Origin of the sequence: Leuconostoc sp. S50 (assembly GCF_016624925.1) — a bacterium.
Lineage (GTDB): Bacteria > Bacillota > Bacilli > Lactobacillales > Lactobacillaceae > Leuconostoc > Leuconostoc pseudomesenteroides.
The window spans coordinates 18,199-44,087 of sequence record NZ_JACVUE010000013.1; the positions used below are offsets into that span (position 1 = coordinate 18,199).

A 25,889-nucleotide genomic window follows, 5' to 3' on the forward strand; every position below is an offset into this window, starting at 1 on the left:
CTAATTTTAGTCAAAAAAAAACGCTTATTGCGTTTTTTAAATTAGCGTTGTACGGCTACTGTCGTTTCAGTTGTTGCTGCAGTACGTTCTTGTACCAAAACATTTTCTGATGACAATGCAGACTTTGCTTGCTCAGCCAACTTTGAGAATGTGTCAAAATCAGAAACAGCAAGATCAGCTAACATCTTACGGTTCAATTCCACACCGGCCAATGTCAAACCATGCATCAACTTTGAGTATGACAAACCGTTCATACGGGCTGCTGCGTTGATACGAGCAATCCATAGCTTACGGAAGTTACGCTTTGTGTTCTTACGATCACGGTATGCATACAAGTATGACTTGTAAACTTGTTGCTTAGCAACCTTAAAATTAATACGACGTTGTCCACGGTAACCCTTGGCCAACTTAACAAACTTTTTACGACGTGCGCGTGATACTGTACCACCCTTAACTCGCATGGGTATTTCCTCCTAGAAATTAAATAATTAGACTTACCTTGAAATTAGAGCGTGCTCAACATCTTAGCGTATGTCTTAACAGTCGTTGAATCCATCATGCGTGTGCCACGCAATTGACGACGTTGCTTCTTTGTCTTACCGTGGAAACGGTGTGAAGTATAAGCTGAAGCTGACTTCAAGCCACCGTTAGCTGTCTTCTTAAAGCGCTTTGCTGATGCGCGGTGTGTCTTCATCTTTGGCATGTGACCAATTCTCCTACTTTACGATTTTTGTTTATGCTTGATTAAACAAGCGACTAAACCCTTACTTACTTGGCATCGCGTGGTGCCAAGACCAAAAACATTTGGCGGCCATCCATTTTGGCACGTTGTTCCACCTTGGCGATGTCATTAAGTTCTTCAGCCATGCGGTCTAAAACCCCACGTCCAATGTCTTGGTGAGTAATCATACGACCACGGAAACGCAAATTCAACTTAACCTTGTTGCCTTGCGACAAAAACTTGATTGCTGCCTTTTTACGTGTTTCGAAATCGCCTGAATCAATCACCGGTGACATACGAACTTCTTTAACTTGAACAATTTTTTGGTTCTTACGTTGTTCTTTTTGCTTTTTTTGCGCTTCGAACTTCGCTTTACCCCAGTCCATGATTTTGGCAACTGGTACTTCAGCGTTAGCCTGTACCAATACCAAATCAAGGTCTGCATCATTCGCTAATTGTTGGGCATCACGTGTTGACATTTCCTCTTGCTTACCATCATGGATAAGCAAAACACGTGGTGCGCGGATATTTTCGTTGACTAGATCAACTTGTCGTGGTTGACGTGCTATTGTCTGGCACCTCCAAATTTATTTTGTGAATCAAGAAGAAAAGTGGGCAAGAACTTAATCTTTACCCACTTCAACACTTGCAGTACTTAACGTACAACTGTATCTGCCAAGCAACATTATCACTTGGCGAGAAGCGGGTGCTTCTACTTGTTCAACAGATACTAGTTTACTACCTCATAGATCATTTGTCAACTGTGTTCTGAATTAACCGGATACCATAATGACTGATGACCAAAATAGCGAATTGTACGCCAGCAAACAATGTTACGAAAACAATCATGTGCATACTAAATGATTCAACGATTAAACTTAAAACATGCTGCAATCGTGTGAAAACGTCCCATGAGTTCAAACGAAGAAAACGTCCAATATATATACCAACACCAGATATAATTGATAACACCGCCATAAGTAGTAATTCCAACACATCATGACGTTTATCAAAATAATGCTTAAAAATAAGTTCCAAACTCAAGATTCCCAACACAACACCAATAAAGATACCTGCCGACAAAACCGCATAATTGAAATATTGCATACGAACTGTCAAACCAATACCAATGTATTGTAAATGAATATAATCTGTAATCATATACATCGTATTTGGATAGAATAGCAACCATAAAATACTAAAAATTGTCGCTACCGTAACGCGTTTAGTAAATGCCACTACTAAGGCAAAATCCAGAGGCAACAATGCCAAAAACACATTCCAGTTTAAAAATGTAAAATGTGTGGGGGTCAGGTAGACAAACAAAAAGAAAAGAACCACAATTAGATGAATAGCACCTATACTAATTAAATTTTGTTTTCTCATCCGAGCACCTCCTTAATTTGCTACATCTTATATTTTAGCACGTCAATGCGTTGTCGTTCCCTGTGTTTATAAGGACTATAATTGTCTTTATCGTGATAAAAAGTTGGTCTCACTGGCTGTAACAGTATTCAGTATCATTCTATGGTACAATAACGATAATAAAGCTTTATCAAAACCTAAAATTTATAGTAACCTTATGTCAAGTAAATACCCTTGACATTAAATAGAGTTTAACTGTTGACAAACGCTGTAAATTTCGGTAAACTTGACTAGTTGATAAATTGAAACGAAAGGAGGTGCTATCATGGCTACCCCATCAAACAAGAATTCAAAGTCTCACAAGCGCAATCGCCGCGGACACATTGGTTTGAATGTTCCAAACATTTTGTTGGATCAGACAACTGGTGAATACCGTGTTGCTCACCGCGTCTCACCTTCTGGTGTTTATAACGGCAAGCAAGTTGTTGATAAGAAGTAACAATGATGCCTGTTCTATTTGTAGAACAGGTTTTTTTGTTTGCGAAATAACTTTTATTTAGGATCTATGACTATAAAAATCAAAGAAGCCGCAGTTGACTCTGCTGATCGCGCCCAAGAAATGATTGCACGTGGTGCTAACCGAATTGAATTAAACGCCCGCCTTGATTTAGGCGGTATTACCCCTGATACCCGAACTGTCATTGACACATTAACTGTTGGTGGTGATATTCCGGTTGTCGTTATGGTTCGTCCTCGTGGCGGCGATTTTGCATACGACAATACTGAATTAAATCAAATGCTAGAAACGCTACAAATCATTGCAGATTTAGGCGGTCAATGCGTCACTTTTGGTGTCGTTCGAAACGGAATACTCGACACCGACATGATGTCGACACTAATCAAGACGGCTAACACCCTTAATTTACATGTTGTCATGCACATGGCATTTGATGAAATTGTCAAAGACCAACAACAAGAAACTATGAACTGGTTATTTGCACATGGTGTTACGCGTATTTTGACCCATGGCGGCGTGCTAACAACGCCTATCACTGAACTTTTGCCACAATTAAAATTTCTTGTGGATCATGCACCTGTTGGCATGACCATTTTACCTGGCGGTGGCGTGACACGCGATAATGCTGACGAAATTGCTGATGTACTCGGTATTTCTGAAGTACATGGTACTAAAATTGTATAATGACTTAATTACACATTTGCAAGATTTTATTAGCCTAAATAGCTTTCTATTTCATAAGGGACTTCACGTCACTAATGAATATTTAACTTAAAATTGTATTTTAAGTCAAAAAAGATTTTATAAATATATAAAAAGAATTATACTATAGTTATCATAATTGGGGAAACAATTTAGAGGGGGAATTTGTGAATACTGCTACACTAGAAAGATTTGTAATGAAAACCATGGCTATAGTAGCTATCTTTTTTGGGATATCTGTTGTACTCTCTGGTCATATTTTTACAAAAAATAGTTCTTTTAAAGGCACTTTTGAATTATTTCCTTTGTGGAAAGATATTCTATTTTCAATATTGTTACTCTGTAGCATCGTGGTAGTTTGGTGGCTTTCCAAACAAAAATCGCGTGCGATTCGCTTTATATTTTGGTGCATCATATTATTTTTAGTCGTTGGTGCTATTTTTTTTCAACCATATAAACCTGTTTTCGATAATTTTGCAGTTAACATACAAGCTTTTCATTTAGTTAAAGACTTTCCAAAATGTAATTGGCATCAATATTTTAGTATATTTCCAAATAACGTGCCAATTACTAATTTGTTGTTTTGGTTAGATTCACCATTCAGGAGCATTATTACCGTTCCTGAAGATCTCTTTTTCATTAATGCCTGTATTGGTCAAGGGTTAGTTCTTTTTTCAATTTATCAATCTGTGAGATTATTAGATTTGATTTTTGATAAAACGTTTGGAAATGTATTATTGTTTTTTTACATACTTTCACCTACATACTTAATACAATTTACACAAATTGCATACTCAGACACCTATTCATTACCATTTTTAATAGCTTCGTTCCGCTATATCATTCAATTACTGATAACTGCAAAAGACATCAGTTTTGACAGTCTTACAAAGCCCACGGTATCTTGGTACTACATAATCTGTTCTGGAGCATTTATGAGTTTGGCATTGTATTTACGTCCAAATTCAATAATTGCTTTAATAGCAATTATGATACTAGCTTTAATTTTAATGGCCAAAAATTGGCGACCCCTTTTACTTTTTTTAATATCACTAATATTTTTTTCAGAAGCTATCACTTTTGTTTCGAATAAGACACTATCTCAGACTTATTATGAACCTAATATTTCTAAAAATAATAAAATGCCGATTGAGTCATGGCTCTTAACGGCATACTATAACAATGGTCGTTCTGGGTCTGAAATAAATCAGATAACAGACAAATATCAAGAATATGACAAAAGAAAATCATATATACGTTCTAAATTATTTGCTAAACTCTATTCATTGGGTCCAATTGGAATAGTCAATACCTGGAAAACCAAATGTAGCGTACTATTTGGTATAAAGTCAGATTTTGGGATGCAATATTTTAATTCGTTCCGTGACTGGGATAGTTACAAACTTCAAATGAGATATAAAAATATCTATCAATTTTTGACACCCAAGATGATTCAAATAAGCATAGTTTCTGTTTTCACTTGTATTTGTCTCTTATTCTTTAATGCCATTGTATTTTTAAAGCATAAGGGTAGCGCTGCCTTATTTAACCAACGTAAGAAGATAACCTTTGTTCTTTCATTAGGTATTTTTGAGTCACTATCACTTTTTTATGTATGCATGTGGGAAGTTCAAGAGCACTATGTCTACATGATGTTGCCATTTTTGTTAATAGTTGGATCGATATTGTCGACCCATTTGGCTCAAAAAATAATTTATATTTTAAAACATCAAAACCTAGGAAAATCGAAATTTAAACATTAAAATATACCAGTCAGGAGCTAATCAAATGCCATTAGATGGACTGACTGTCCCTTTATATCAAGGCTTTATCGAATATAGTGTACAAAAAATGTACAAATAAAAAACACCGACCAGATTAATTTCTAGTCGGTGTTTTCAATTCTGATCGCTCTAATATCTTCTAGTAAGTGGCTGCTAATCTCTCCGTCAGAATGTTCAATGCTCAAACTTCTATCATTAAGGTTAGCTACCAAACCTACTATATTCTTTGCCGTATCGTGTTCATACGTTGTTGTGTTCAATTGCATCACTACAAAACGCCAGTTAGCCATAGCGTGCATAGCCTCTCTAACAATATCGTTGGTTGCCATTTGCTTCATAGGCGTTTCATCAAAATTGTTATCAGCATTGAAGCGCTTTAAAGCATTCGTGTGATCAGATAGGAAATACCCCTGCCACTTCTTGATTCCTCTTTCTCTATAATCATGTTGAAAGTAGTTAGTTACTAGTGCGCTAAAATCATCATAGTCTTTGTGTTCCATAAAGTCACCTCTATGACATTATACGAACACTTGTTCGATATTGCAATAAAAAAATCAGCCAGTTTTTACACTGACTGAACGCGTTTTGGGGTCTAATCTTATAGGGAAAGATTACGAATACAATTATAAATCACTTACTATTTTATAGCAAATAAAAACTCACACCTGCAAATGAGCGAGCAAGTATGAGCGTTGTAATTGTCTTCCAGGAATCAACTACTCGTCTAACTATACGTTATGTTGAATATTAAATCAATATTAAAACCCAACAATCTGCGCTGATATCAGAAGGATGGACGTTAAACTTTGATAGCGATTGTTGGGCTGACTACATGTTATCACTCTTACTTTTTGAAAGCAAATAAAAGCTCAACAACCATGTAATCGTAATTTAGAGAAGAATAAAGCGTTAGCTAATGTAATATATTTTGGTTGTTGAGCCAAATATAATCATACTCCTTGAATTTCTAAATGCAAACAAAAAGCAGGCACTACCTGCCGTCTGCTAGTTTATATCAAAATATATCGTTTTTAATGATACCACTACCGTTTAGTAAAATCAAAATGAGTTATTAATAAAACCCAACAAATACAATGCGATATCAGAAGAATAGAGTAAATCTGACTGTGCTTGTTGAGGTAACCAGTATTATATCGTGCTTACTTTTTGAAAGCAAATAAAAAAAGAAACACATCAGATGTGCCCCTTAAACGTAAAAGAAATGTAGCGAGAGTTATGGATGCAAGCTACGAATTAAATTGTATATCACTTACTTTAAAATAGCAAACAAAAACCCAACAAGTTGAAAACAATTTCAGAATGGACTCCTCCATTATTAAAAAGTGATTGTTGGGCTACACCTATCCTACCCCTATTTGATTGCTGTGTAAATTAAAACCCAACAACCAAGCATTTCACTTAAAAGACGGGCACGTCATGAAACGGTCGACGATGGTTGCTGGGTAGTGTCAACATAAGACTTACTTATTGTAAGCTATTTAAATTTTAATTGCAAATAAAAACCCAACAAACATATCAGATTAGAAATTGGAAGTAACTCATCATGATGTTGTTGGGCTATTTAATGGTATCATTTGTGCGAGTTGAGGGCAAATAAAAAAAGCTCAACTAGAATTTAATCCAGTTGAGCGTTTTTTATTTATATTATTCGGATGTCTTTTCTTCGGAGTCACTAAAACCATTGGCGAATCCATCAATAATAGTAGTGATTGATTTAGTAGCTGTTTCGTTTAGTCCTGTTGAAGCAAAACCAGCCCAAACACCTAACACAAGGTCTTGCACTAATTTACTGTCATTTGTGTAGAATGACAATCCAGAAGCAACAATAGCACCAATTACTACCGCCAACAGAGGTAACAAGTGGTTGTTAATTTTAGTTGGTTTCAATACTTGCACAATAAGCCAAGTCACCACTAGGATTGCGATATTTGAGTCAATATTAAGTGTCATGTGATCTCCTTATTTGATTGTTGCAAACGACTTCATCATCGATACTGGCTCACCACCGATTTCAACGTTAATCGTTGTAGCGGTTTGTGAAATAACCTTGTACTTGCTAGTCAAAGTAAAGTATTCCATACGTCCGTTGTTGCCTTGAATGTATTGATTTTTCAACTTATTACCATATCGGTCAGTCAAAGTCATGGCTGAAATAGGAATATAGTTGTTGTAATCAATCACCGGAATACTCATATCAATGTTGACACCGTAAGTTTTGTGATTATATAAAGTCCAGTAATCAGCCACGTAGACACCACTAAAGGTTGCATAGCGTGTTTTAGCTGGTGTACTTGGTGTGTTAGTTGATTGTGATGGCTTTGAAGCTGTTTGCTCCGCTGGCTTATCATTATCCAATGAACCAACTACCATAACGTTACCATCAACACCAAAATGATTGTCTGCATACTGCCAAATCTTCACGTTGGAATAATTTGGGAAGTATTGCATAGGTGGTGTTGCTTGATGTGCGTTGGTCAAGTACCAGGCTAACCACAAAGCGTTTGGATAACGTGCATTGATACGGCTTAAATCAACGTATGAATTCACGTAACTTGTATAGCTATAAAACATTGGCTTATAGCCAGCAGCGTAAATCTGATCCATGAACGTCAAGATAGCTGTGGTGTTGTTAGCCTTGTTAGCGCCAGCCCCTGCTTCATAATCCAATGCGATGTAACTACCCTTGGCTAATCCAGCATTCTGTGCGTCTTGTACAGCTAATTGCGCGTGGTAACTCGCTTCACTAACTGAATCACCAAACTCACCCCAGAAATAGCCACCGGTTTGCATACCGACGGCATCAGCGTTATGAATTTGGGCGTAGGCTTTAGGATTGACATAATGACTACCCTCACCGCCGCCACGTCCGCCCAGCTTAACCATAGTGAAGTTATCACCATAGCTCTTAAACTGGCTGAAATAGCTTGTGGTTGTGCCCTGATAACTGGCAACGTCAATACCCAATGTATTGGCTGAAACACCTGAAATCGTGGCAACTAAAAAGGCAACCGCTCCAACAGAAGCAATCACCCATCGTTTTAATTTATTCACTTATCTTTCCTCCTATGAGTGTGTGTCAGTCCACTTTTCTAGTGCTGACGTTCGTGTGTCAAGGCTAATCAACTTGCCCTCATGTTGGTCAAGCCGTCCGTCCTGCGCTTTCAAATTACTATTTAGATCTTTAATGGTGTCTTGTAGACTGACAATCTTGTCGCCGATTGTATATTTGAACACTAACCCAAATAAACCACCCGCAAACGATATGACTGTTATCCACCCGACAATATCGTGTGGAAATGCCATATTATCCCTCCGTTGTTTCTGCCGGAGCATCTGCGATAAGCGCTTGAATTTTCGTCTTAGCTGCTGCCTTGATGTCATCTTCTGTTGATGTCAAACTAATACCGTCATCTGGCGTCACCTGCAAATTACCGTTAAGGCTATTTGGGAACGTTCCTGCGTTAAACGAAACTGACGCGTACTTCAATGTCAACTTACCGTCAACGAAACTAAATTGTAAATCTCCAACTGTCATATTCATGATTATTTCTCCTCTTCTTTGGCTTGGTTCTCGTATTGCTCAACAAGTGACTTATACTGTGCATTTTGCAAAGTCAAGTTAGCGTTCTCTTGCAATAACGTTTGTACAATTGAGTTTAAATCTGGTTTCATTTTATTTACCTTCACTTTCTAATTCTTCAATGCGTTCTTTTAATTCTTTGACTAACGGTATCAACAATAATGCCACACGGTCATAGTTAATTCCCTCAACTTCGTTATCCTCACCATACTGAACTAGGTATTCTAACCCAGCGTCACGTAAATCTTCGGCAATCATACCGAAGTACCGTGTTTCGTCATTTTTTTCACGATATTGGCGCTTGTCTATCCACGTTGATAATGGTATTTCAAGTAATTTTTTACTGTCGCTTAACGGAACATTATGTTTAATATCCTGTTTATATTTCTTGGCAGATGAAGCGCGATATAAGCTACCATCTGAGGCAATGTAAACATTTGCAGATTGCGACCAAGTAACATTATACGCAGATGGAATGTGAACAGCTTTGGCTTGCAATGATATTCTGTCTCCGTTTGGCGAGGCGCCTTTACTATCTGAACCAATATATATATATGGTTCACTGGTACCGACAATATCGTTATACTGCTTACCACCAGATATTATGACACCCTGTTCTGCTCCACCTATTTTAGTCGGCATCAAGTTGCCGTTATATTTACCTATACTTAAACCGACAAACTTTTCAGTAGATATCGGCGTGTCATAACCTCTGTCATCATATCCATTGATAGAAACTGTCAAAGAATCTCTTGCTTTAATCAAAGCTGACATTCCATTAAACAAAGAACTATTATTTGATATTTCTAAATATGGATTTGTTTGAGGACTAAACAAAGTTGGGTCAATTAATTGCAATTTTCCCTGTGTCAGTAATGCTCTAGTAACTCCGTTTGCAGTAGAAATATACCCTTGGTCTATATTAATATCCGTGGTGTAATCAGAACTGTTAATTCTACCTTTTTGGAACACAACTGAACCAGTGTTCAGATTGATGTTCAAGTTAGCTCCCGAAATAGCACCAGATACAATGTTATTAGCGTTTATGTTAGTTATATTGACTTGACTACCATTCAACGTTCCAACAGTTAAATTTGAAGCGTTAAGGTTTTTGAAGTTACCACCTTTAGCGTAGAAGTCGCCAGTAACCGTTGTGTTGCCATCTAATACGATATTCTTACCAGCAATTTGAACACCTGAACTATCCTGATTGATTAAACTAATAATCTTGCCGTTGTTATCAGTCAAGGCAGATGTTATCTGTGTCGCTGTCTGTTTCTGAATACTTGTGGCTAACGTGCTACCTGTTATGATAGACGTTTTACTCAATGCTGTTTGAAAGTCAGATGATATGTTGCCACTTGAATCACGAACAAAGTTAGAAATGCTATCTGCGGTTATTTTCACTTGTGCAAGGGCTGCGTTGTTATTGTAGTTTCCTTGTACGTATGTGCCAACAGTTGAAGCGAATACTAACATAGGTTGTGCTATCGCTGCATAACCAGCCCCTCTTGAGTAGAAGGTTACTCTGACTTTTGTTGCACCCGTTGGAACAGCAATATTTTCTGATTTTTGTAGTACCCAAGCTAAAGATTGGTAGTTAGCCGTTCCGAACGTTTGACCAACAGAAGTGTTGCTGTCGTTATAAAAAACTAATTGATAACGGAAGAAAACCGTGCTGTTGTCCGGCGTTGTTGGGTTATAGTGCATATAAGCGCTAAAGGAAATTACCGTACCGGCGATAACTGGAACAAATTGCCAGAGATAATGATAACCGGTGTCTTTAGAGTTTATAGCAACAACATTAGAGCCTTTGTACGTTTTAGTGTAAATATCGTTAACAAACGTTGCATCATAACCAGTCCACGACTGATAATCTGGTGTAAACTCCGTATTAAATAACTGGTTGACTTGTCCCAAGTTATTCACAGCGTCTTCTAGTTTTGAAACAGCTATCTCAGCACCATCTGCCGTCGCCTTAACGGCTGTCAATCGTGAGGTTAAAACTGTATTGTTAGCGTCATAATCACTTTGTGCAACCTTGGCTTTAATTGCCTTGGTGTTCGCCTCAATATCAGTTGTGTTAGCCGTAATGCGACCGTCTGCGTCCTTTTGATAGTTCGACAATGATAGTGCTGCGTTATCAGCAGTTAACTGTGCTTGTCCTATTTGGGTAGTTAATGACTTTGTCTCTGCGTCATAGTCTGTTTGACTGACTTTAGCTCCAATAGCTTTCTCATTTGCCGTGATATCTAGCTGGGCTTGTGATATATCACCAGTGTTTTTATCAATGTCTTTTTGTAAAGCCGTTTTAGCGGCCGCTAATGCGTTTTGTGCTTGCGTAAATTGAGACGTTGCCGCACTCTTAGCGTTCGCCTCTGCTGCATTAGCTTGTGAAGCAGCCTGTGACTTTGCTGTTGCAATATCAGTTGACAGACCTTGCTCCACTTCATCAGTGTGCGCGTTTGCTTGTGCGACCGCTTCTGTGACACCGGCGGCTATTTTTTCTTGCGTGTCTGAATCTACCGGGTCTACCCAGTCGCCATTAACGAAAACCTTCACGCCAGATTTGTCACCGTTAACCCAAAACCAAGTGTCACCTTCTTGTGGGTGTGATGGCTCAACGCTACCGTAGTAATTTGTACTCTTACCGTTCGCACTCACAGCCGCTGCGTCAGCTTGATTTTGAACAGAAATAATCTTGTCCTGTAAATCAGATAACTGTGTTCGAGAACTATCAGCGAACGACTGTTTAGCCGTCCCAACTGTCATTTTGGTAACTCTATCTAAAATAGGGTCGTAATGCAGTTCGTTGACGATAGCTGTGACATTCACACCATATTCTGGAACATAAACAGTCACAGTATCAGTCAATGACACACTCTCTAAATTTTTGAACTTATCCTGATAATCTGCACTGTCTTGTAAGCTCAAAACATCAATATCTATCGTGACTGTCGGTTTGTCTCTGCCTGTATTAGCACTTTGAGTAAACCAACCTTTAGCCGCTGCATTTAAATCAGCTACTGTCTTGATAGTGTCATCAGTAAATTCAAGTGGTAGTGTGTAAACCTGTTCATAATTGTTGATATATTGCGAATCAACCGGCGTACCTTCCAACGTTGTGGTTGTTTGGTCATCGTTCTGAACTGATTTAGTTGGAATAATGCGCGTTACCAATGAACTGATGTCAACACTATATTTCAGACCTGATATGTTTTTACCAAGTCTAAACGTTGAAACATTATCACGACCACGTCTGTTGAACATGGCTACTCGCCTATTCTCGCGCTTTAACTCACCACCCCATATCTGTAAGAATGAGCCAGTTGTTCCCATGATAGCTTCCATAGGATTAACGTAATTGATTGACGTTGTTGATGACGTCGCAATATCAGAATAAAAGGCGAAAATGGATGGATTAACAACTGCATTTTTAAGCGCTGTCATAAACGCTTGTCCGTTTCCAGAAGCATTCAGGTGTTTTACAAGGTTGTGTGTTAGATCATAGGTAATTGAATCTGCTTCAATTGTCACCGCATAACCACTGATGTCAAGTTCTGTGCTAACAATTCTAAAAGCATGAACATCGTCTCGTTGGTTAGGTTTAGCTAGAATAATACGACCAACCGATATATCATCATATCGCACACCAGAAACTGGATAGCTAGCCGTTAATTGTAGTAAACCGTTGCGTTGTTCCTCTACATCAACATCATAAATTTCAACCAATGAGCCAAGACCTTGTGAAGTGAAATCAATCTCATCTTTTTCATATAAAATTGGTGTCATAGTGTCCTCCATCTTGGTTCTACTTCAACAGTCCCGCTGTTCACCGATACGGTGTTTGTTCCCGGCTTAAGTAACGGAAAATTACCAATTGCCATTTTTGCATTCTCATTAACGACTGTTACACCGTCCATTCGCCAAACGGTTTGTAGTGCTGAATCAAGTTCAATGCTAGTCGTGACATTTGTCAACTTAGTAACAACACCGTTGACTGTTAGATTGATTGCCCCTGTTGCCTTGATAATAAAATGTGGTTTCGCATAATATAGTTCTGGATTAGTCAACGTCAGTGATGTTCCAGAAACATTTGATACGTTCAACAAATACTTATACGGTGCTGCACTCACTTTAACCTTGTATATTCTTGTAGATGAAAATACAAGCGGTCTCGTAACGTCTACTGCGTCCGTTCTTACGATTTGGTACTGATACTGGTCATCAAAATAAAACGTAGCAGGCACGTATTTACCAGTGTCTAACGCAACCATGAAAGCCGTATACCGTGACTTTCGTTGCGCTTCTGTGTCGGCTTGAATCGAAAACTCAAACTCAAACTCTCGATTAGCATAGTTACCGTCATCAAACAAAATAGCACGATCTAATCCGACCGCACTATCGTTTAACGTTGTTTTTCGTTCTGGTATACCGGTATCAAACCAGTTTGTAATCACAGCTCCATTGGCAGAACCAACAAAACCGTTGATATTAAAATCTCCTCGTCTCACTGATTAACCTCCTATCGCTCTAGCTTTAGAATTTTGAGCACGTGTAATTCCGTCTGTCACAGCGTCTGTTAGCTTCTTTATCATTTGTGCTGACGTATCAGCTAACACTTGAACCGTGACGTTGATGGTATCACCACCTAATCCGCCAGTTGCTTCAGCAATGCCCTTACCAATACCGCCCAACGTCTTAGCATTAAGTGGTAATGCTGCTTCCGGACCCGCTTCACCAACACCACTAAAACCACCGTTATTAGCAAACAAAGTAGGCTTAGTGAACACACCACCCTTTGCATACCAATCAACACCGATGTGAGGTATCTTGCCCTTTAATGGATTAAAAGAACCAGATAAGTTAAAGTGTGGCAACGGAATATGCGGAATATCAATTTTAGGAAACTTTAGCTTGAAATTAAACAATCGCTTAATCGAGTCAACGATTCCAGAAATAACACCCTTTGCAGCCTGGATAGGTGCTGTGATAGCTGACTTAATCCCATTCCAAACACTCGTAGTCAATGACTTGATACCGTTCCAGACATTGCTTACCGTACTCTTGATACCATTAACAACGGATGAAATGGTTGACTTGATACCGTTCCAGACGGAACTAGCTGTTGACTTAACAGTGTTAAATACTGATGATGTCACAGATTGAATTTTGTTCCAGGTATTTGAAACAAATGTGAACACCGCAGTGGCTGCACCAGTGACAATAGATTTAATGCCATTCCACACTCCTGTTATAAACGACTTGACGGCATTAAATACACTACTGGTAATACTACTAATCTCATTCCAAGCTGCCGATATGATAGGTTTGACAACATTCAGAACAGACGTAATAACTGACTGAATGCCATTCCAAACAGATGACACAACACCTTTAATGACGTTCATAACTGTGTTAATAATATTTTTCCAACCATTTATTTCCCGTGTAATAAACGCACTTATGAAACCAATAACAACAGTGAAAATTGCTTTAATGCCATTCCAAACATTAGTTAAAAAGTCTTTTATTGCGTTAAATGCAACCGTAAAAATTTGTTGTATTTTTTGAATGATAGGCGTTAAGAAAGCTGTAATAGCTTGCATAGCAACCGTAATAATTGCCTTGATAATTTCGAATGCTAGTCTTACTGGTACCGTCAAAATATTAAATGCGGAGATGAACAGTGCCTGTATGACCGCGAACGTAACAGTAAAGAAAGTCTTTATGCCATTCCAAATGGTTTCAATAACATTTTTTATAGCATTAAATACAGTTGATACAACCGAAACAACGCCACCCCAAATATTACTGATAGTATCGGCAATACCCTTCCAAATATCTGATACTTTTTGTTTAATGGCAGTCCAAATATTTCCCCACCATATTTGAAAGTTTGCTATTCCGACGTTGATTGACAATATTAGATCGTTCCAAATTGCTTTAACGTTGTTGACCATGTCTGACCAAACACCTTTAATCCAATCAACTATAGCTCCCCAGTTTTGGAAAACTACCACGATGGCTGTTATTGCTGCAATGATACCAGCTATAATTCCAATAATTGGTAACAAGGCGGTAGCACCAAACGTACCAATAATACCAGCTATCATTGTTATTACCGGTGCCAAGGCGGCAATGGCCACTGATATAGCTCCAAATACACCAATTACTGTTTTTACTGTCGGATTTAAGTTATCAAACCATTTTATTAAGTCTGATAACTTATTAATTAATGGCGTCATTTGAATAACGATGTCTGAAAATGACAACTTCAACTTATTTAATGCGCTTGTCCATTTTTCGCCTGGCGTCTGTTCGTTCATCTTTTTTGTAGCGCCGGTAGTCTTTTCAGTCTCTTTGGTAGCCATTAGCAATGATGATGAAGCTTGTTGCCCCAAATCTTCGAATTGTGTTCCTAGACCTTGAACTGCAGCTTTAGCCTTATCAGCCGGCATTTTAGATAGGTCTTGACCAACAGAAGCCATAACATCAGCACTTGTTGCCTTTCCAGCTTTAAATTGTGCGAAAGCATCTTGTGTTGATTTGCTAAACTGTTTCATCGGCTCATCAAGTTGACCTGCCGTTAGTCTAAGTTGAAATTCTTTCACAGCGTCAGCTACCTTATCGGTATTGAATGCCCCGGCTTGCATTCCTGCATTTAAGACCGATAACATACCGCCTGCACTGATGCCTGCATCTTGAAATGTTGGTGCATATTCGTTAACCGTATCTAAGAAGTCATCGTTCTTATTCAATCCATCTTGTAACCCTTTAGAAATCAAATCAGTGGCTTCTTGACCTGTAAGTCCCATAGCTTTCATAGCTTGACTAGATGAGTTAACTGCGTCTTTAATATCAACACCGCCGTGTTTTGAAACCGCAACCAAATCAAGAGACAGCTTTTTAATGTCACCACTGCTTACAATCGTGCCAAAGCCGTTTATAACATCTTGAACAGCTTCATTAGCTGCATCAACACTATCAACCATTCCTGTTCCAAAAACATTTTTGACAACGTCTGTGGCAGATTTTGCACTTGAAGCCGTTAGACCCATCGTGTTCTGCATTGATGATTGTGCATTACCGAAATCCATTGCGGTTTCAACAATAGCACCACCCATTTCTGAAGCCTTGTCACTTACCTGTGATAGACCCTCAGCCATAGTAGCGCCTTTGAACACGTCCATCTTCCCAGACGTTTCATCAGTCTTATTGCCTAAGTCCTCAATGGCTTTTGAGGCATTAGTGATATTAGTATCATCAACCTTATCGAGTGTCTGTGTCAGTTTTGACATATCAGAGCTTGCCACACCACTCTCTTTGGCAATCATTTGCAAGGCTCTGTCTAGTGATTCAGAACTGGCCGTACCACTCTTAATTGCATTAACCAGCCGTGTACCAAGCACACTTTTAAAATCATCAACAGACGTTCCGGTAGCCTTAAAATAATTTTGCAATCTTTGTGTCGATTGGCTCAATTCTTGTTGACTGTTTTCAGCTGTGGAAAGTTGAGACTTATAACCTTTTAACGTCGCTTCGGTTGAAGCTATTTCACGTTGAAACGCACGATATTGTTCTTCCCCGATGTCACCTTTAGCAAATTGCGCGTCAACTTGTGCTTGTGCGTCTTTTAACGTCTTTAACTTATCGCCGGTTTGCGTAATTGCTTGTGCTAACAGTTTTTGCTTTTGTGCAATTAATTCTGTGTTGCCTGGATCTAACTTTAAAAGTTTGTTGACATCTCGCAACTCGCTTTGAGTTTTATTGGCATTGGAGTTAACACCAGACAGCGCTTTATCTAAACCTTTTGTATCGCCATTAATTTCAATTGTGATACCTTTAATTCTTCCTGCCATAGCTACCTCCTAATTTATGTACAAAAAAAGCGCTCATAAGCGCTAATTCTTTAAAATGAATCAAACATTGCCTGATTAGCTTTGACTTTTTTGTCTTTATCACTATCAGGCGTTTCAGAATTGACATACTCCGTGATATAGTCCATCACTTGCCCTATATCCATCATCTGCATTTCTTCAAATGAAAGACCAGCCTTTTTCGCAACGTACAGATAACTTTCATCATCAAATGTCTCGTCGCTTTCTTGACTGGTCTTTAGGCTTTTTTTGTTGTCACTGAACGCATAACCAATTCCATGACATCACCAAGAAAATCAAACATTGGAAATTCAGTGAAATCAGCAAGCCATTCATCTAATGGTTTTAAACTCATGTCTGCGTTCTTTGCATATACCCAAACGAAGTTATACATAATTGCAATGTCTCCATTTTCAAATAATGGTAACAGCGCAGCCATTTCTTGACCCTTTTTGGACTTATTAGCCGTTTCAGCAATTTTTAAGAATTGTCCCAAGTCTGCGAAGAAATCACGACCAAATGCGTTCTTATAAATGATTGGTGTTGCACCACTTGAAATCAACTTCACGTCTTTACCATCAATATTGATTGTTTTTTCCATTTTTAAACCTCTTTCATTTTGGTATGTACGTGGGATAACCCACTTTGTCATTCACCACCTGCTGGAGCTGATGTACCTGTAAACACGGCGTCATACCATGCGTTATAGACCGCTTCAGTAGTTGCTGAATTAGTCTTAGTCTTAACATCGCCAGAATATGGATCAGGCGCTGCTGTAAATTCAAGTTCTTGTGTGTTCACATCGACCTTGTCTTCCTTAGACTTTGAACCATCACCAGGTCGTGATAATGACACGTTAAACAACAAATGACGTGTTGCTTTTTGGTCACCATCAAACTCAAACATCAAAGCAATACGCTTAATTTTTGAGTTAGCGTTTTCCGTTGATACACCTTTGCTGTCATCAAGACCAAGCACATCTTTTTCAAACGCTTCTGTCAACTTGGCAATGGTCAACTTACCCGTATACCCTTGGTTGTTGTCGGCACTGAAATACTTTGTGTCATCAGCGTAAAATTCAATACCGTCACCGTTTGCGTCAAGTGTTAATTCTGTTGCACCAGGCAAAGCAGCGGGTGTGCCATAAGTAATCTTTTTACCATCATCTGTAATGATGGCGTAGTGCGTATTTTTTAAACCATAGGTGACTTTGTTTTCACTTGCTACCATTTTATTTCTCCATTTCTAAATCAAATTCATAAATTACTTCGTACATCTTCTCATCGTCAATGTACTGCTCACTGATATAAGGCACGATACCCAGACCGTTCAAAAATGACTCAACACGTGTTTCCAAGTCTTCGTCTTTGGAATCCGTGTATAGTTCGATATTTATTGAACGCACTTTGAAGTAGCTTTGGTCATCAGCTATCATGTCATCACGTTCAACAACGTAATACACGGTATAAGGCAAGGCAGGCGCTTTACCAACCGTCCAATGATGATACACAGACGGTAAACCAGTTGTGTTTTTGAGTTGCTGATAAAAATCACTTAATTTCATGACAGCTCCTTTCTGACGACTGCTTCAAATTCATTGATAACCATTTGTTCAACTGGTTTAATGTGCGTGAATGCCTTAGAACGTCCACCGTTTCGTAAGGCGTGACCAAACTCAAGTAAATGAGTTAATGAAGCGTCTGTTGCGTTAAAAATAACGTAATTATTACCAACCTTTTGTAAGCGCCACCCTTTACGATACCGCCCTGTTCTGTTATCGAAGTTACCGGCATTGCGTAACTGTTTAACGGCTTTCTGACCAACCTCTTTCTTAGCACTTTGCAAATCACGCTCAACATCTGAACTATATTGCTTCAAATGTCGTGCTATTTCTTGTGCAAGGTTAATTTCCGCCATTAGCTACCCTCTTTGTTAAGTATAATGTTGTCTTATCGCCACTTTGTTGTGTGCGGTAAACGTCATACTCTTGACCAAGATATTCAGCCTTTTCTTCGCCTACATAATCAATCGTGTTTACTTGAAACGAATATTCAGGCTTTAAACCTTTTTGAGCAGCAGCCGAAAATTCAGCACGACCAACCGTAAATGGATTAGCATACACTTTTCGTGGTGTTTTGATTGGTTTGTAGTTACCGATGTCATCTTGCCCATCAGTTTCTGTGATTAAATACAAAGGCTTATCCCACTTCATAATCAGCACCTTGCAAGTATTGTGTTGAGACACTTAACTTGTCCTTTAACTGTTGATACAACGCCCCGAAACGTTCAGCGTCTGGATTGTCATAACCCCAATTAGCTTTCACATAAAGAAGTACGGCTTGTGTAATCAATACGTTATCGTTTGAATCAGCTTTATCAACCAATCCAAATATCTTCAGGTCTGCACGAGCTGCCAAAATCAAATCGTTCAATTCTGTATCAAGTTCATCATCAACAACAGTAGAACGAACAGCTACCTTCGCCTTTTCAAACAGTGAGTCTTTTTCTTCTGCCATAAAGACCTCCTTAATGGGCTTCACACCCCATTCGACAGATTTAAGCGTCTGTGTCGTTGACCAATGCTAACAAGTCAGCCTTTACAGCGCTTGATGAATAAGACACATTGTGTGCGTCTAACCACGCCTTGATTTCAGCGACCGTATTAGCGTCGGTTGGTTTAGCTGGCGTTTCATCAGCTAGGTTATTAGCCTTGACTGGGTGTGTCAGTGATTGTGACAAATACACCAGCGTCTGAATCAGCAGCAGAAACACCGAAACGCAATACACCTTGCAAAAGTTGACCATAAACATCATTGTCAACCCAACGAACTGCAGCGTCTGCACGGTTTGCATACAACGAAGCACGCTTCAAATCACCGATGAACAATTGCTTAGCACCATCAGCACCACCGAATGCAGTATCTTCAACAACAGTCAAAGGCTTTCCAAACAAAGTCGTACCTGTTGCGCTACCGATTTCTTCTTGCAACAAAGGACGACCAGTAGTGTCTTTCAACAAGTCAAGTGCATTGTAAGCAGAAGCTGTCACAACCCATGACAAGTTATAAGCTGGATCGAATGCAGTGTTCTTGATAGTCTTCAAATCATCAACCAAAGTAGCTGATGTTGCTGATTTAGCTGTAAACTTTGACAGAACAGTAGCAATCTTTTCATTAGAAGTGTTGACCTTAACTTGGTTAACCCAATTTGATACCAACGCTACCAAATCTACTTGTGCATCTGCGATAGATTCTTGTGATACTGGAATGTAACCACGATAAGTATCAACAGCCCATTCAACATCAGTAAATTCAGGCTTTCCCAAGTCTGGGTTTTTAGCCAATTCAGCAACAGTTGGCAACGTTGTCGAAGCACGCTTCAAAATAGGATAAGTTCCCTTAGCAGTCGTAACCGCTGTCTTAGTTACCAAAGAAGACAAGTCAGTGACTGTGTCAATGGCTGCTTCTGGGTTGTAAATGATTTCTTCTGGGATAACAGCACCTACATCAGTTGATGTGATACCATCGCGCTTTTCGCCCTTTGAGTGCAAAAACTCATTTAGCAAATCACGGTATTCTTTCTTTGGTGTTTTTCCTACTGGTTGTGGCACGTCTCGTACCTCCTTTTCATTTGTGTGTGATCGTTGTTGGTCGTCTGCGGGGTTAGCCGGTGCCGTTGGTTGACTATCATCTGGCTTTCCAGCGTCTTTTCCCTTATCTTCTTCATCGAGAGTATCAGGCATGGCGTCAACCAATTCCTTTAATTTTTTGATGTCGGATTCATAGTCCCGAACTTCTGTCATCAATGAATCTGCATTATCTGCCTTGTCAGCAACCGCTTTACGTGCTTCTGTAATTTTTGCTCGCAATTCTGTTTGCTTTTGAGCCAATTCTTCTTGAATTGTCATACTAAATCTCCTTATAATTCACGCTCAATGGCGTTTAGTTCGATAAGTTCAAGTTCTGATGAACGATGTAACTTATCACGTTGTGCAATGGCAACCTTTGTGTCTTGGTATGCAGGAATTGGTGTGAGTGTTATTTCAAACAACTCATCAATCTTGAGGATTGTCCGAATATCCGCCTCTTCCCCTGATTGCCAATTTTCATCAGCAACCGTAAATCCAAATGACATGCCTTGAATGTTGCCAACTCGAATATCTTCAAGCACATCATTTGCAAGGGTTGTATTTGGTAAGGTTGCATTAAAAAAGACGCCCGTATCATCTACCCCAATGGATAGTGTTCCTGCGTCCACACGTGCCAATACGTTGTTAAAATCATGACCATAGAGTAAATACACGTTATCGAAAGAAACGTCCTTAAACGCGTTCTTATCGACATATTCGATAAATCCTCCTAGGTTCTGTGACGGCTTTCCAAATACCACTGGATAACCTGTGATAGTTCTACCATCTGTGCCATCTGGTATCTCAATGTTCGAGGTACTATACGTTCTGATTTCCTGCATTCGTTGACTCCTTTCCTACTGCGTTTTCTTGACCAACGGCTTCAATTAAATCAGGCGTTACCAAGTCACTGTGGCTGTCTTTAAGAATTTCAAGACCAAGCGCAGAACTGATTGCGCCACCTTTAATCAAGTTAGTTGTCCGTTGTTCAAGCATTGCACCGTCTAAGTCGGTAGCTTCACGAATATCAGCAATAATATTCTCACCGTACTTCATAGACAGCTCTTCCAATGCCGGTGATAGATAACGACCTATTGTATTGTTATACGTCGCTCGTATCTGATCAGCATTAGAATGCTCCGACTCACTACCTAACATGTCTGACGGCAACATAAACGCCTTAGCAATTTGAGAACGAGTCCAATCAGTAGCAGTCAACAATTTAGCAACATCGCTTTTAACTTCCAACTGTGAGTAGTCAAAAGTACCGTCCATAACCATGACTCTACCAGCATTTGCACCTGTGTTGGCTTCTTCAAAAGCTGAACGAACGGCCTCGCGACCTTCACTATTTAGTTTCTGACCAGTATTTAGTTTCAACATAGCGCTAGGATTAGCGGACTTGTTAAACACAGAGTTAGCCAGTTTGTTGTTGCCGGATTGCAGTGTCAACTCATCAACTAATGCAGTTAATGGACTTTTACCAGTTAAACCACCGTCAGTTGAAAGTAACCGTAAATGAATCACATCATCTGCTGGTACATTTTTCAAGTCATCTTCTTGTGTACCGTTGAACGTAATGTCATAAGTAGTGACCTGTCCGTCATCACTTAAATACTGTTGAATATGAGACGGTGAGACAAATTCAAGATATTCACCAAAGCCATCTAATCGTCTCAAAGCATAAGCATTACCAGTCAACAGCATTTGCGCAATCATAGACTGGAAAAAATTAAAGCGATTAGTCACTCGACTTGGCGTGCCTAACAATTTATCTATTTTTTGCTTATTCGGTGCATGAAACTTAACACGAGCAATATCAGAACTGATGATATTAACAGCAGTCCATACATCACTATTCTTCAAAGCTCTATCAGCACTGATATAACCACCGCCCAAGACCATTTGACCGCTTGACACCGTATATGAACTTCCAGAACCCCTAATAGGTTGGCTTCTTTTTTCAAAAAACATCATTCACCTCCTTTATTGGAACGTGTGAAGACACTGATTAACAGCAGGAACGCTCCTAGAACCACAAAACCAACGATGATGTGCAATAAAAAAGCAGCATACGTAATCGCAGCCGCTCCCAATAGTGAAGTAATGTCTGATATGTTTTTAAACAGCCAATTGACTGTACTTTTAATCATTTTCAAAAGCCAAAACCTCCACTTGTAAAGTATTCGTTAATCTGGTCATCGTTCATTCTGTCAAACTCGCTCTGTTCTGTTGCAGCGAAGTCTTCAAAATGATAAATACCTTGTTTCAAGGCATCAATTAGGGCATCGACCAAGTCAATTTTTAATGTTGCCTTATTTTTATCAATTTTTATACCATTATTGTCACTAGTGACTACTGCGTTCATCAATGATTTCTCCATCATTGGATCATCTAGTCTCGTAACACGTCCCTCAATGAAACTATCTTGCAGCCACTTGGTTGGTTCGTTCAAACTTAGTGAACCTTGCCTTACTGGTAACATCGTCCAAGTTGTTGCTTCTTCAATCGTTTGAATAAATGCATAAGCATGTGCCGAATCATAAGCAAACACCAAAACTTCAAGTTCATACTCTTCCACGAAGTCCATTAACCACTGATAGACAAATCCATTGTCGATTAAGCCACGTCTGTGTTGTGTAATGTCAGCAAATCCTCTAGCTTCCATGTCACGGTAGTTAATACCATCTTGTTTTTCCTTAGCTTCAATATTTCCAGCCTTGTGCCACGGTATAAACGAATGTTGATACAAATGAAATCGTTGTTCTCCGTTTTCATCTATATATGGGAAAACAAACGCCAATGCAGCGTCATCACTAGTCATAGAATTATCGAAACCGATGTAAACTTGACGATTGTGCATATCAAAATCATGAATAACAGCGTTTTGCACGTCTTCTAGTGAAAAAGCGGCGTTTTCTTCAGCATTTAGCCAAATATTCATGTTTTTAACAAGAAAATCGTTAATTTTTCCCTGTGACATGAGTGTATTTCGCTCTGAAACCAGACCATTTAACAGTTTCATGTGCTGACTTTCTAGACCTAACAATGGGTTAGACTTCTCCCAAGTCTCTGGTTTAAACACCTCATCAGGGCTATCTTGTGACCAAACCGCTAAAAAGAAGTCGTCTAACTCATGAGCGCCACTTTTAATGTCATTAGCAACGTTTCTAATATCTTCACGCAATGGTGCATTAGGGTTTTGGTATGCTGTACTAATCATCAAGAACAATGCTTCTTCAATCTTGACCTGCCCTGATGTGATTTTCCCAAAGGCTTCGCGGCTTTTTTGGTCACCCGCCTCATCAAATATGGCAGTAGTAGCGTGATAACTATCAAACTTACCACCATCAGCAGACAATCGCACAATGACATTGTTTTTTGACTTCATCGTGATTGTTTCGTATGTATCAGCAATGTCCTTATCACGCTTTTTAAAGATACCTTGGCGCATTTTGTTAATCGTGCCACGAATATATCCATACAACTTCTTTGATTGTGCAACCGTGTTAGAAGCCACGATAATATCTTGGTTATTCTTTTTATAAGATTGTACGAAGAAGTCATAAGTCGCTAGAACACTAGCTAAATAAGTCTTACCTTGACCGCGCGCAATACTTGCAATAGCTTTACGGTAACGCTTACCACCTGTTTTTTTGTTTCGCCAACCGACCAATGACCCTAAAATAAACACTTCCCAATCCATCAATGGCATAGGAACACCTGTATCTGGATCTGGCACGTATTGAGCGAACAATAAAAGACCATCAACGTAATTGGAATCAAATTCATAATCCCAATCTTTACGTTTCAGGTCTTCCAGATGACGCTTAGCACTCAATATTAAAAGTTCACCAGCGACTCGTTTTTCGCTAATAACATCTTGTGCATATTGTGTCACTTTATCCAAAAAATCATCTCCTTTCTAGGTAAAATATAACAGTTAAATATAATTATAAAGTAACGTTTATTAAATGAGATTATGAGAGAGTTTCCAAAAGTAACAAAAAACGTGTTACTTTGCTAAAAAAATGTTACCTATCTAATCCTATGAGCCACAAGGCTTCACAGACCAAAGGTAACAAAGTAACATAATACAATATATTATTATATATATATTATTATGCAGAGTGATTTAAAGTTACTGTTACCCTAAAAAAGTTACCCACCCATCTTAGCAACTATATCGTCTGTTTCGTCATCATCATTTTCAGAAGTGACATCAGCTAAAATAGAACTACGACTTATTGGATCTAATCCTAATGATGAACCTAACGACTTAATGTTTTTTACTGCGTTGTTCAAAACGTCAACCGCTGGATTCTTTTTCATTTTGTCATCTTCAAAAATAACCACGCCATGCTCATTAATGACTTTGCGAGCTTGACGGCTAACCGATACCTGTACAACAAATTCTTCAAGAATAGAACTATCCAAGTCTTTCAAAATACCTTTACTGTTAAATTCCTGAACAATATGTTTGTAGAGCGTTTTCTCTTCCGAAGTTAAACGAGACGGTGGTGATTTAATTGCTTGAAAGTCACCGTTGTTTTCAATAGCTCGTTTTGCACGTTCTGCACGAGGTTTGTTTTTAACGTTCGGGTTATTTAATTTTGGTTTTCGCCCACTGGCGCTTGTTCCAGCCATCAAGCCACCTCCTCTCATCAAAAGTTATTTTTCGGGACTTTTCAAATTCATTTTCTGGGACATTTATTGAAGACGAGAGCTATACTACGTTTTCCTTTTATCGCACCCATAGCCCCCTATCAGACGCTCACAGTTACGTTTTAAACCTGTTTGAGTATAAACACACATAAATACAATTAAACGTCTTAAATCGTCTTTAATTCATTAAATTTAATTGGAATATATTTTATCTCTTTAACAGGAACAGCACTCTTGTTAATCATGTTCTTCTTACCTGTCCCATAGTATGTTTGTTCCCACTCTGTCTTAGCTTTGTGTGAAGCCATAGATGTTAGTACAAGATTATTGATATCATCTTTCAGCTCTGGTGCAAACTCTATTGGAACAATGTGGTCAACCAACTTACCAGGTACTACCAGACCATCACGTAAAGCATACTGATCTAACCCATTATCACGTTCGATAACTTGCTTCCGTAACTGCTTCCATTGTTTCGTCTGATAGAAAGCAATACGTTCTTTGGTCTTAATATCATGTTGTCGCTTAACGTTGTATGCCTTGTCAAATCGCTTCGTGTCTCGGGGATGTAATGCAATATGTTGTGTACAGTACCTATCATCAAATGGTATAAGCCTATGGCAACCTTGATGCGTGCATGTGTGTACCTTACTTCCCATTATCGAACGCTTCGGTGATTGCCTTACCAATTCGAGAATACTTCTCACCTAATTGTTTCAGCTCACTGTCATCTACTTCAACCTTGACGTTAATAGTGATGTCACCTAATCCACGATTTGACTTACTCTTTGTAGCTGGTTCCATAATCTTTGGTTCATCATCAATAGGTACATATGAATTCTTAACTTGTTCATTACCCTGCTCCATAACGGTTGCGAATTTATCGCCTTTAATAATAGTCAGACTACCATCAATTTCAATATGATTGCCCTTAATCAACACACCGTCTTTGGTTAGTTCAATTGCTTGTCCGTTCATTAAATTAAATTCTGTCATTTCTTTTCTCCTCATTCACTGCAAAATAAA

Annotated in this window: 31 protein-coding genes and 1 other annotated feature; of the genes, 3 read left to right on the plus strand and 28 right to left on the minus strand. The window is 38.8% G+C overall.

The annotated features are described in order from the left end of the window. Positions 1-41: 41 nt before the first annotated feature. From rplT to IAE53_RS09675, 4 genes are all read right to left on the minus strand, one after another. A complete protein-coding gene (gene rplT, locus IAE53_RS09660) occupies positions 42-461 on the minus strand; it encodes a 50S ribosomal protein L20 (protein WP_004914648.1) in 420 nt (139 codons plus the stop codon). Positions 462-505: 44 nt separating this feature from the next. Further along, on the minus strand, positions 506-703 hold the full coding sequence (gene rpmI / locus IAE53_RS09665) for a 50S ribosomal protein L35 (RefSeq protein WP_002815120.1): 198 nt from the start codon (positions 701-703) through the stop codon (positions 506-508). Between the two features lie 65 nt (positions 704-768). Next, positions 769-1,308 (minus strand): translation initiation factor IF-3, encoded by a 540-nt coding sequence (gene infC / locus IAE53_RS09670; protein ID WP_345961087.1) that lies wholly within the window; start codon positions 1,306-1,308, stop codon positions 769-771. Between the two features lie 12 nt (positions 1,309-1,320). Further along, positions 1,321-1,445: a sequence feature (ribosomal protein L20 leader region), on the minus strand. A gap of 26 nt (positions 1,446-1,471) precedes the next feature. Continuing rightward, on the minus strand, positions 1,472-2,107 hold the full coding sequence (locus IAE53_RS09675) for a DUF1361 domain-containing protein (RefSeq protein WP_200136020.1): 636 nt from the start codon (positions 2,105-2,107) through the stop codon (positions 1,472-1,474). A 304-nt stretch (positions 2,108-2,411) separates the two neighbouring features. On the opposite strand from IAE53_RS09675, the gene rpmF reads away from it, so the two are divergent. The 3 genes from rpmF to IAE53_RS09690 all read left to right on the plus strand — a co-directional run bounded on the left by rpmF (position 2,412) and on the right by IAE53_RS09690 (position 5,068). Further along, positions 2,412-2,585, plus strand: coding sequence for a 50S ribosomal protein L32 (rpmF, locus tag IAE53_RS09680; protein WP_004914654.1), 174 nt, complete (start codon positions 2,412-2,414; stop codon positions 2,583-2,585). A 66-nt stretch (positions 2,586-2,651) separates the two neighbouring features. After that, positions 2,652-3,287 carry a copper homeostasis protein CutC gene (locus tag IAE53_RS09685; protein ID WP_148423778.1) on the plus strand — a complete coding sequence of 212 codons (636 nt, stop codon included), beginning with the start codon at positions 2,652-2,654 and terminating at the stop codon, positions 3,285-3,287. Between the two features lie 185 nt (positions 3,288-3,472). Next, positions 3,473-5,068, plus strand: a complete 1,596-nt coding sequence (locus tag IAE53_RS09690; RefSeq protein WP_200136021.1) for a hypothetical protein — start codon at positions 3,473-3,475, stop codon at positions 5,066-5,068. Between the two features lie 122 nt (positions 5,069-5,190). On the opposite strand, the gene IAE53_RS09695 is transcribed toward IAE53_RS09690, so the two are convergent. The 24 genes from IAE53_RS09695 to IAE53_RS09805 form a co-directional block, all read right to left on the minus strand. After that, positions 5,191-5,589 (minus strand): hypothetical protein, encoded by a 399-nt coding sequence (locus IAE53_RS09695; RefSeq protein ID WP_200136022.1) that lies wholly within the window; start codon positions 5,587-5,589, stop codon positions 5,191-5,193. 1,165 nt (positions 5,590-6,754) lie between these two features. After that, positions 6,755-7,060, minus strand: a complete 306-nt coding sequence (locus tag IAE53_RS09700; protein WP_200136023.1) for a holin — start codon at positions 7,058-7,060, stop codon at positions 6,755-6,757. A gap of 9 nt (positions 7,061-7,069) precedes the next feature. After that, the gene (locus tag IAE53_RS09705; RefSeq protein WP_200136024.1) at positions 7,070-8,161 is read right to left on the minus strand and encodes a GH25 family lysozyme; all 1,092 of its coding nucleotides are present in this window, start codon (positions 8,159-8,161) and stop codon (positions 7,070-7,072) included. A gap of 12 nt (positions 8,162-8,173) precedes the next feature. Further along, on the minus strand, positions 8,174-8,413 hold the full coding sequence (locus IAE53_RS09710) for a hypothetical protein (protein WP_200136025.1): 240 nt from the start codon (positions 8,411-8,413) through the stop codon (positions 8,174-8,176). Position 8,414: 1 nt separating this feature from the next. Continuing rightward, on the minus strand, positions 8,415-8,651 hold the full coding sequence (locus IAE53_RS09715; protein ID WP_200136026.1) for a hypothetical protein: 237 nt from the start codon (positions 8,649-8,651) through the stop codon (positions 8,415-8,417). Positions 8,652-8,653: 2 nt separating this feature from the next. Further along, a complete protein-coding gene (locus IAE53_RS11570) occupies positions 8,654-8,782 on the minus strand; it encodes a hypothetical protein (RefSeq protein WP_010276360.1) in 129 nt (42 codons plus the stop codon). A 1-nt stretch (position 8,783) separates the two neighbouring features. Continuing rightward, positions 8,784-12,482: a phage tail spike protein gene (locus IAE53_RS09720; RefSeq protein WP_200136027.1), complete on the minus strand. Its 3,699-nt coding sequence runs from the start codon at positions 12,480-12,482 to the stop codon at positions 8,784-8,786. Next, positions 12,479-13,204: a hypothetical protein gene (locus IAE53_RS09725; protein WP_200136028.1), complete on the minus strand. Its 726-nt coding sequence runs from the start codon at positions 13,202-13,204 to the stop codon at positions 12,479-12,481. The genes IAE53_RS09720 and IAE53_RS09725 overlap by 4 nt, the downstream gene beginning before the upstream one ends. 3 nt (positions 13,205-13,207) lie before the next feature. After that, a complete protein-coding gene (locus tag IAE53_RS09730) occupies positions 13,208-16,552 on the minus strand; it encodes a phage tail tape measure protein (protein WP_200136029.1) in 3,345 nt (1,114 codons plus the stop codon). A gap of 256 nt (positions 16,553-16,808) precedes the next feature. Continuing rightward, on the minus strand, positions 16,809-17,171 hold the full coding sequence (locus IAE53_RS09735) for a hypothetical protein (protein WP_200136030.1): 363 nt from the start codon (positions 17,169-17,171) through the stop codon (positions 16,809-16,811). 47 nt (positions 17,172-17,218) lie between these two features. Continuing rightward, positions 17,219-17,800, minus strand: a complete 582-nt coding sequence (locus tag IAE53_RS09740) for a major tail protein (protein WP_200136031.1) — start codon at positions 17,798-17,800, stop codon at positions 17,219-17,221. A gap of 1 nt (position 17,801) precedes the next feature. Next, positions 17,802-18,134: a hypothetical protein gene (locus tag IAE53_RS09745; protein WP_200136032.1), complete on the minus strand. Its 333-nt coding sequence runs from the start codon at positions 18,132-18,134 to the stop codon at positions 17,802-17,804. Further along, on the minus strand, positions 18,131-18,487 hold the full coding sequence (locus IAE53_RS09750; RefSeq protein WP_148423677.1) for an HK97 gp10 family phage protein: 357 nt from the start codon (positions 18,485-18,487) through the stop codon (positions 18,131-18,133). The genes IAE53_RS09745 and IAE53_RS09750 overlap by 4 nt, the downstream gene beginning before the upstream one ends. After that, positions 18,474-18,782 carry a hypothetical protein gene (locus IAE53_RS09755; RefSeq protein ID WP_200136033.1) on the minus strand — a complete coding sequence of 103 codons (309 nt, stop codon included), beginning with the start codon at positions 18,780-18,782 and terminating at the stop codon, positions 18,474-18,476. Before IAE53_RS09755 ends, IAE53_RS09750 begins: the two co-directional genes overlap by 14 nt. Continuing rightward, a complete protein-coding gene (locus tag IAE53_RS09760) occupies positions 18,769-19,086 on the minus strand; it encodes a hypothetical protein (RefSeq protein ID WP_200136034.1) in 318 nt (105 codons plus the stop codon). Before IAE53_RS09760 ends, IAE53_RS09755 begins: the two co-directional genes overlap by 14 nt. A gap of 40 nt (positions 19,087-19,126) precedes the next feature. Beyond that, positions 19,127-19,309: a HeH/LEM domain-containing protein gene (locus tag IAE53_RS11440; protein ID WP_370568057.1), complete on the minus strand. Its 183-nt coding sequence runs from the start codon at positions 19,307-19,309 to the stop codon at positions 19,127-19,129. Continuing rightward, positions 19,275-20,477, minus strand: coding sequence for a phage major capsid protein (locus IAE53_RS09770; RefSeq protein ID WP_200136036.1), 1,203 nt, complete (start codon positions 20,475-20,477; stop codon positions 19,275-19,277). The genes IAE53_RS11440 and IAE53_RS09770 overlap by 35 nt, the downstream gene beginning before the upstream one ends. 11 nt (positions 20,478-20,488) lie before the next feature. After that, the gene (locus IAE53_RS09775) at positions 20,489-21,040 is read right to left on the minus strand and encodes an HK97 family phage prohead protease (RefSeq protein WP_200136037.1); all 552 of its coding nucleotides are present in this window, start codon (positions 21,038-21,040) and stop codon (positions 20,489-20,491) included. Then, positions 21,018-22,175 (minus strand): phage portal protein, encoded by a 1,158-nt coding sequence (locus tag IAE53_RS09780; RefSeq protein WP_200554223.1) that lies wholly within the window; start codon positions 22,173-22,175, stop codon positions 21,018-21,020. The genes IAE53_RS09775 and IAE53_RS09780 overlap by 23 nt, the downstream gene beginning before the upstream one ends. Then, positions 22,172-22,357 carry a hypothetical protein gene (locus IAE53_RS09785; protein WP_200136039.1) on the minus strand — a complete coding sequence of 62 codons (186 nt, stop codon included), beginning with the start codon at positions 22,355-22,357 and terminating at the stop codon, positions 22,172-22,174. The genes IAE53_RS09780 and IAE53_RS09785 overlap by 4 nt, the downstream gene beginning before the upstream one ends. Then, positions 22,354-24,099 carry a terminase large subunit gene (locus tag IAE53_RS09790; protein ID WP_368668227.1) on the minus strand — a complete coding sequence of 582 codons (1,746 nt, stop codon included), beginning with the start codon at positions 24,097-24,099 and terminating at the stop codon, positions 22,354-22,356. Before IAE53_RS09790 ends, IAE53_RS09785 begins: the two co-directional genes overlap by 4 nt. A 260-nt stretch (positions 24,100-24,359) precedes the next feature. Next, entirely contained in the window at positions 24,360-24,845 is a 486-nt protein-coding gene (locus tag IAE53_RS09795) for a phage terminase small subunit P27 family (RefSeq protein WP_200136041.1), read from the minus strand. A gap of 185 nt (positions 24,846-25,030) precedes the next feature. Beyond that, entirely contained in the window at positions 25,031-25,522 is a 492-nt protein-coding gene (locus IAE53_RS09800; RefSeq protein WP_200136042.1) for an HNH endonuclease, read from the minus strand. Further along, complete coding sequence (locus IAE53_RS09805) at positions 25,512-25,859, minus strand: hypothetical protein (protein WP_200136043.1); 348 nt, start codon at positions 25,857-25,859, stop codon at positions 25,512-25,514. Before IAE53_RS09805 ends, IAE53_RS09800 begins: the two co-directional genes overlap by 11 nt. Between the last annotated feature and the right edge of the window lie 30 nt (positions 25,860-25,889).

What these genes read in the sequence shown, in the direction of transcription:
- IAE53_RS09750 (WP_148423677.1), bottom strand. Translation starts at nt 18,487, where the DNA reads ATGGCGGAAATTAACCTTGCACAAGAAATAGCACGACATTTGAAGCAA.
- IAE53_RS09780 (WP_200554223.1), bottom strand. Translation starts at nt 22,175, where the DNA reads ATGATGTTTTTTGAAAAAAGAAGCCAACCTATTAGGGGTTCTGGAAGT.
- IAE53_RS09775 (WP_200136037.1), bottom strand. Translation starts at nt 21,040, where the DNA reads ATGCAGGAAATCAGAACGTATAGTACCTCGAACATTGAGATACCAGAT.
- IAE53_RS11570 (WP_010276360.1), bottom strand. Translation starts at nt 8,782, where the DNA reads ATGAAACCAGATTTAAACTCAATTGTACAAACGTTATTGCAAGAGAAC.
- IAE53_RS09685 (WP_148423778.1), top strand. Translation starts at nt 2,652, where the DNA reads ATGACTATAAAAATCAAAGAAGCCGCAGTTGACTCTGCTGATCGCGCC.
- rpmF (WP_004914654.1), top strand. Translation starts at nt 2,412, where the DNA reads ATGGCTACCCCATCAAACAAGAATTCAAAGTCTCACAAGCGCAATCGC.
- IAE53_RS09675 (WP_200136020.1), bottom strand. Translation starts at nt 2,107, where the DNA reads ATGAGAAAACAAAATTTAATTAGTATAGGTGCTATTCATCTAATTGTG.
- IAE53_RS09760 (WP_200136034.1), bottom strand. Translation starts at nt 19,086, where the DNA reads ATGGCAGAAGAAAAAGACTCACTGTTTGAAAAGGCGAAGGTAGCTGTT.
- IAE53_RS09795 (WP_200136041.1), bottom strand. Translation starts at nt 24,845, where the DNA reads ATGGCTGGAACAAGCGCCAGTGGGCGAAAACCAAAATTAAATAACCCG.
- IAE53_RS09740 (WP_200136031.1), bottom strand. Translation starts at nt 17,800, where the DNA reads ATGGTAGCAAGTGAAAACAAAGTCACCTATGGTTTAAAAAATACGCAC.
- rpmI (WP_002815120.1), bottom strand. Translation starts at nt 703, where the DNA reads ATGCCAAAGATGAAGACACACCGCGCATCAGCAAAGCGCTTTAAGAAG.
- IAE53_RS09715 (WP_200136026.1), bottom strand. Translation starts at nt 8,651, where the DNA reads ATGAATATGACAGTTGGAGATTTACAATTTAGTTTCGTTGACGGTAAG.
- IAE53_RS09770 (WP_200136036.1), bottom strand. Translation starts at nt 20,477, where the DNA reads ATGACAATTCAAGAAGAATTGGCTCAAAAGCAAACAGAATTGCGAGCA.
- IAE53_RS09710 (WP_200136025.1), bottom strand. Translation starts at nt 8,413, where the DNA reads ATGGCATTTCCACACGATATTGTCGGGTGGATAACAGTCATATCGTTT.
- IAE53_RS09745 (WP_200136032.1), bottom strand. Translation starts at nt 18,134, where the DNA reads ATGAAATTAAGTGATTTTTATCAGCAACTCAAAAACACAACTGGTTTA.
- IAE53_RS09720 (WP_200136027.1), bottom strand. Translation starts at nt 12,482, where the DNA reads ATGACACCAATTTTATATGAAAAAGATGAGATTGATTTCACTTCACAA.
- IAE53_RS09695 (WP_200136022.1), bottom strand. Translation starts at nt 5,589, where the DNA reads ATGGAACACAAAGACTATGATGATTTTAGCGCACTAGTAACTAACTAC.
- rplT (WP_004914648.1), bottom strand. Translation starts at nt 461, where the DNA reads ATGCGAGTTAAGGGTGGTACAGTATCACGCGCACGTCGTAAAAAGTTT.
- IAE53_RS09755 (WP_200136033.1), bottom strand. Translation starts at nt 18,782, where the DNA reads ATGAAGTGGGATAAGCCTTTGTATTTAATCACAGAAACTGATGGGCAA.
- IAE53_RS09700 (WP_200136023.1), bottom strand. Translation starts at nt 7,060, where the DNA reads ATGACACTTAATATTGACTCAAATATCGCAATCCTAGTGGTGACTTGG.
- IAE53_RS09800 (WP_200136042.1), bottom strand. Translation starts at nt 25,522, where the DNA reads ATGGGAAGTAAGGTACACACATGCACGCATCAAGGTTGCCATAGGCTT.
- IAE53_RS09730 (WP_200136029.1), bottom strand. Translation starts at nt 16,552, where the DNA reads ATGGCAGGAAGAATTAAAGGTATCACAATTGAAATTAATGGCGATACA.
- IAE53_RS09805 (WP_200136043.1), bottom strand. Translation starts at nt 25,859, where the DNA reads ATGACAGAATTTAATTTAATGAACGGACAAGCAATTGAACTAACCAAA.
- IAE53_RS09735 (WP_200136030.1), bottom strand. Translation starts at nt 17,171, where the DNA reads ATGGAAAAAACAATCAATATTGATGGTAAAGACGTGAAGTTGATTTCA.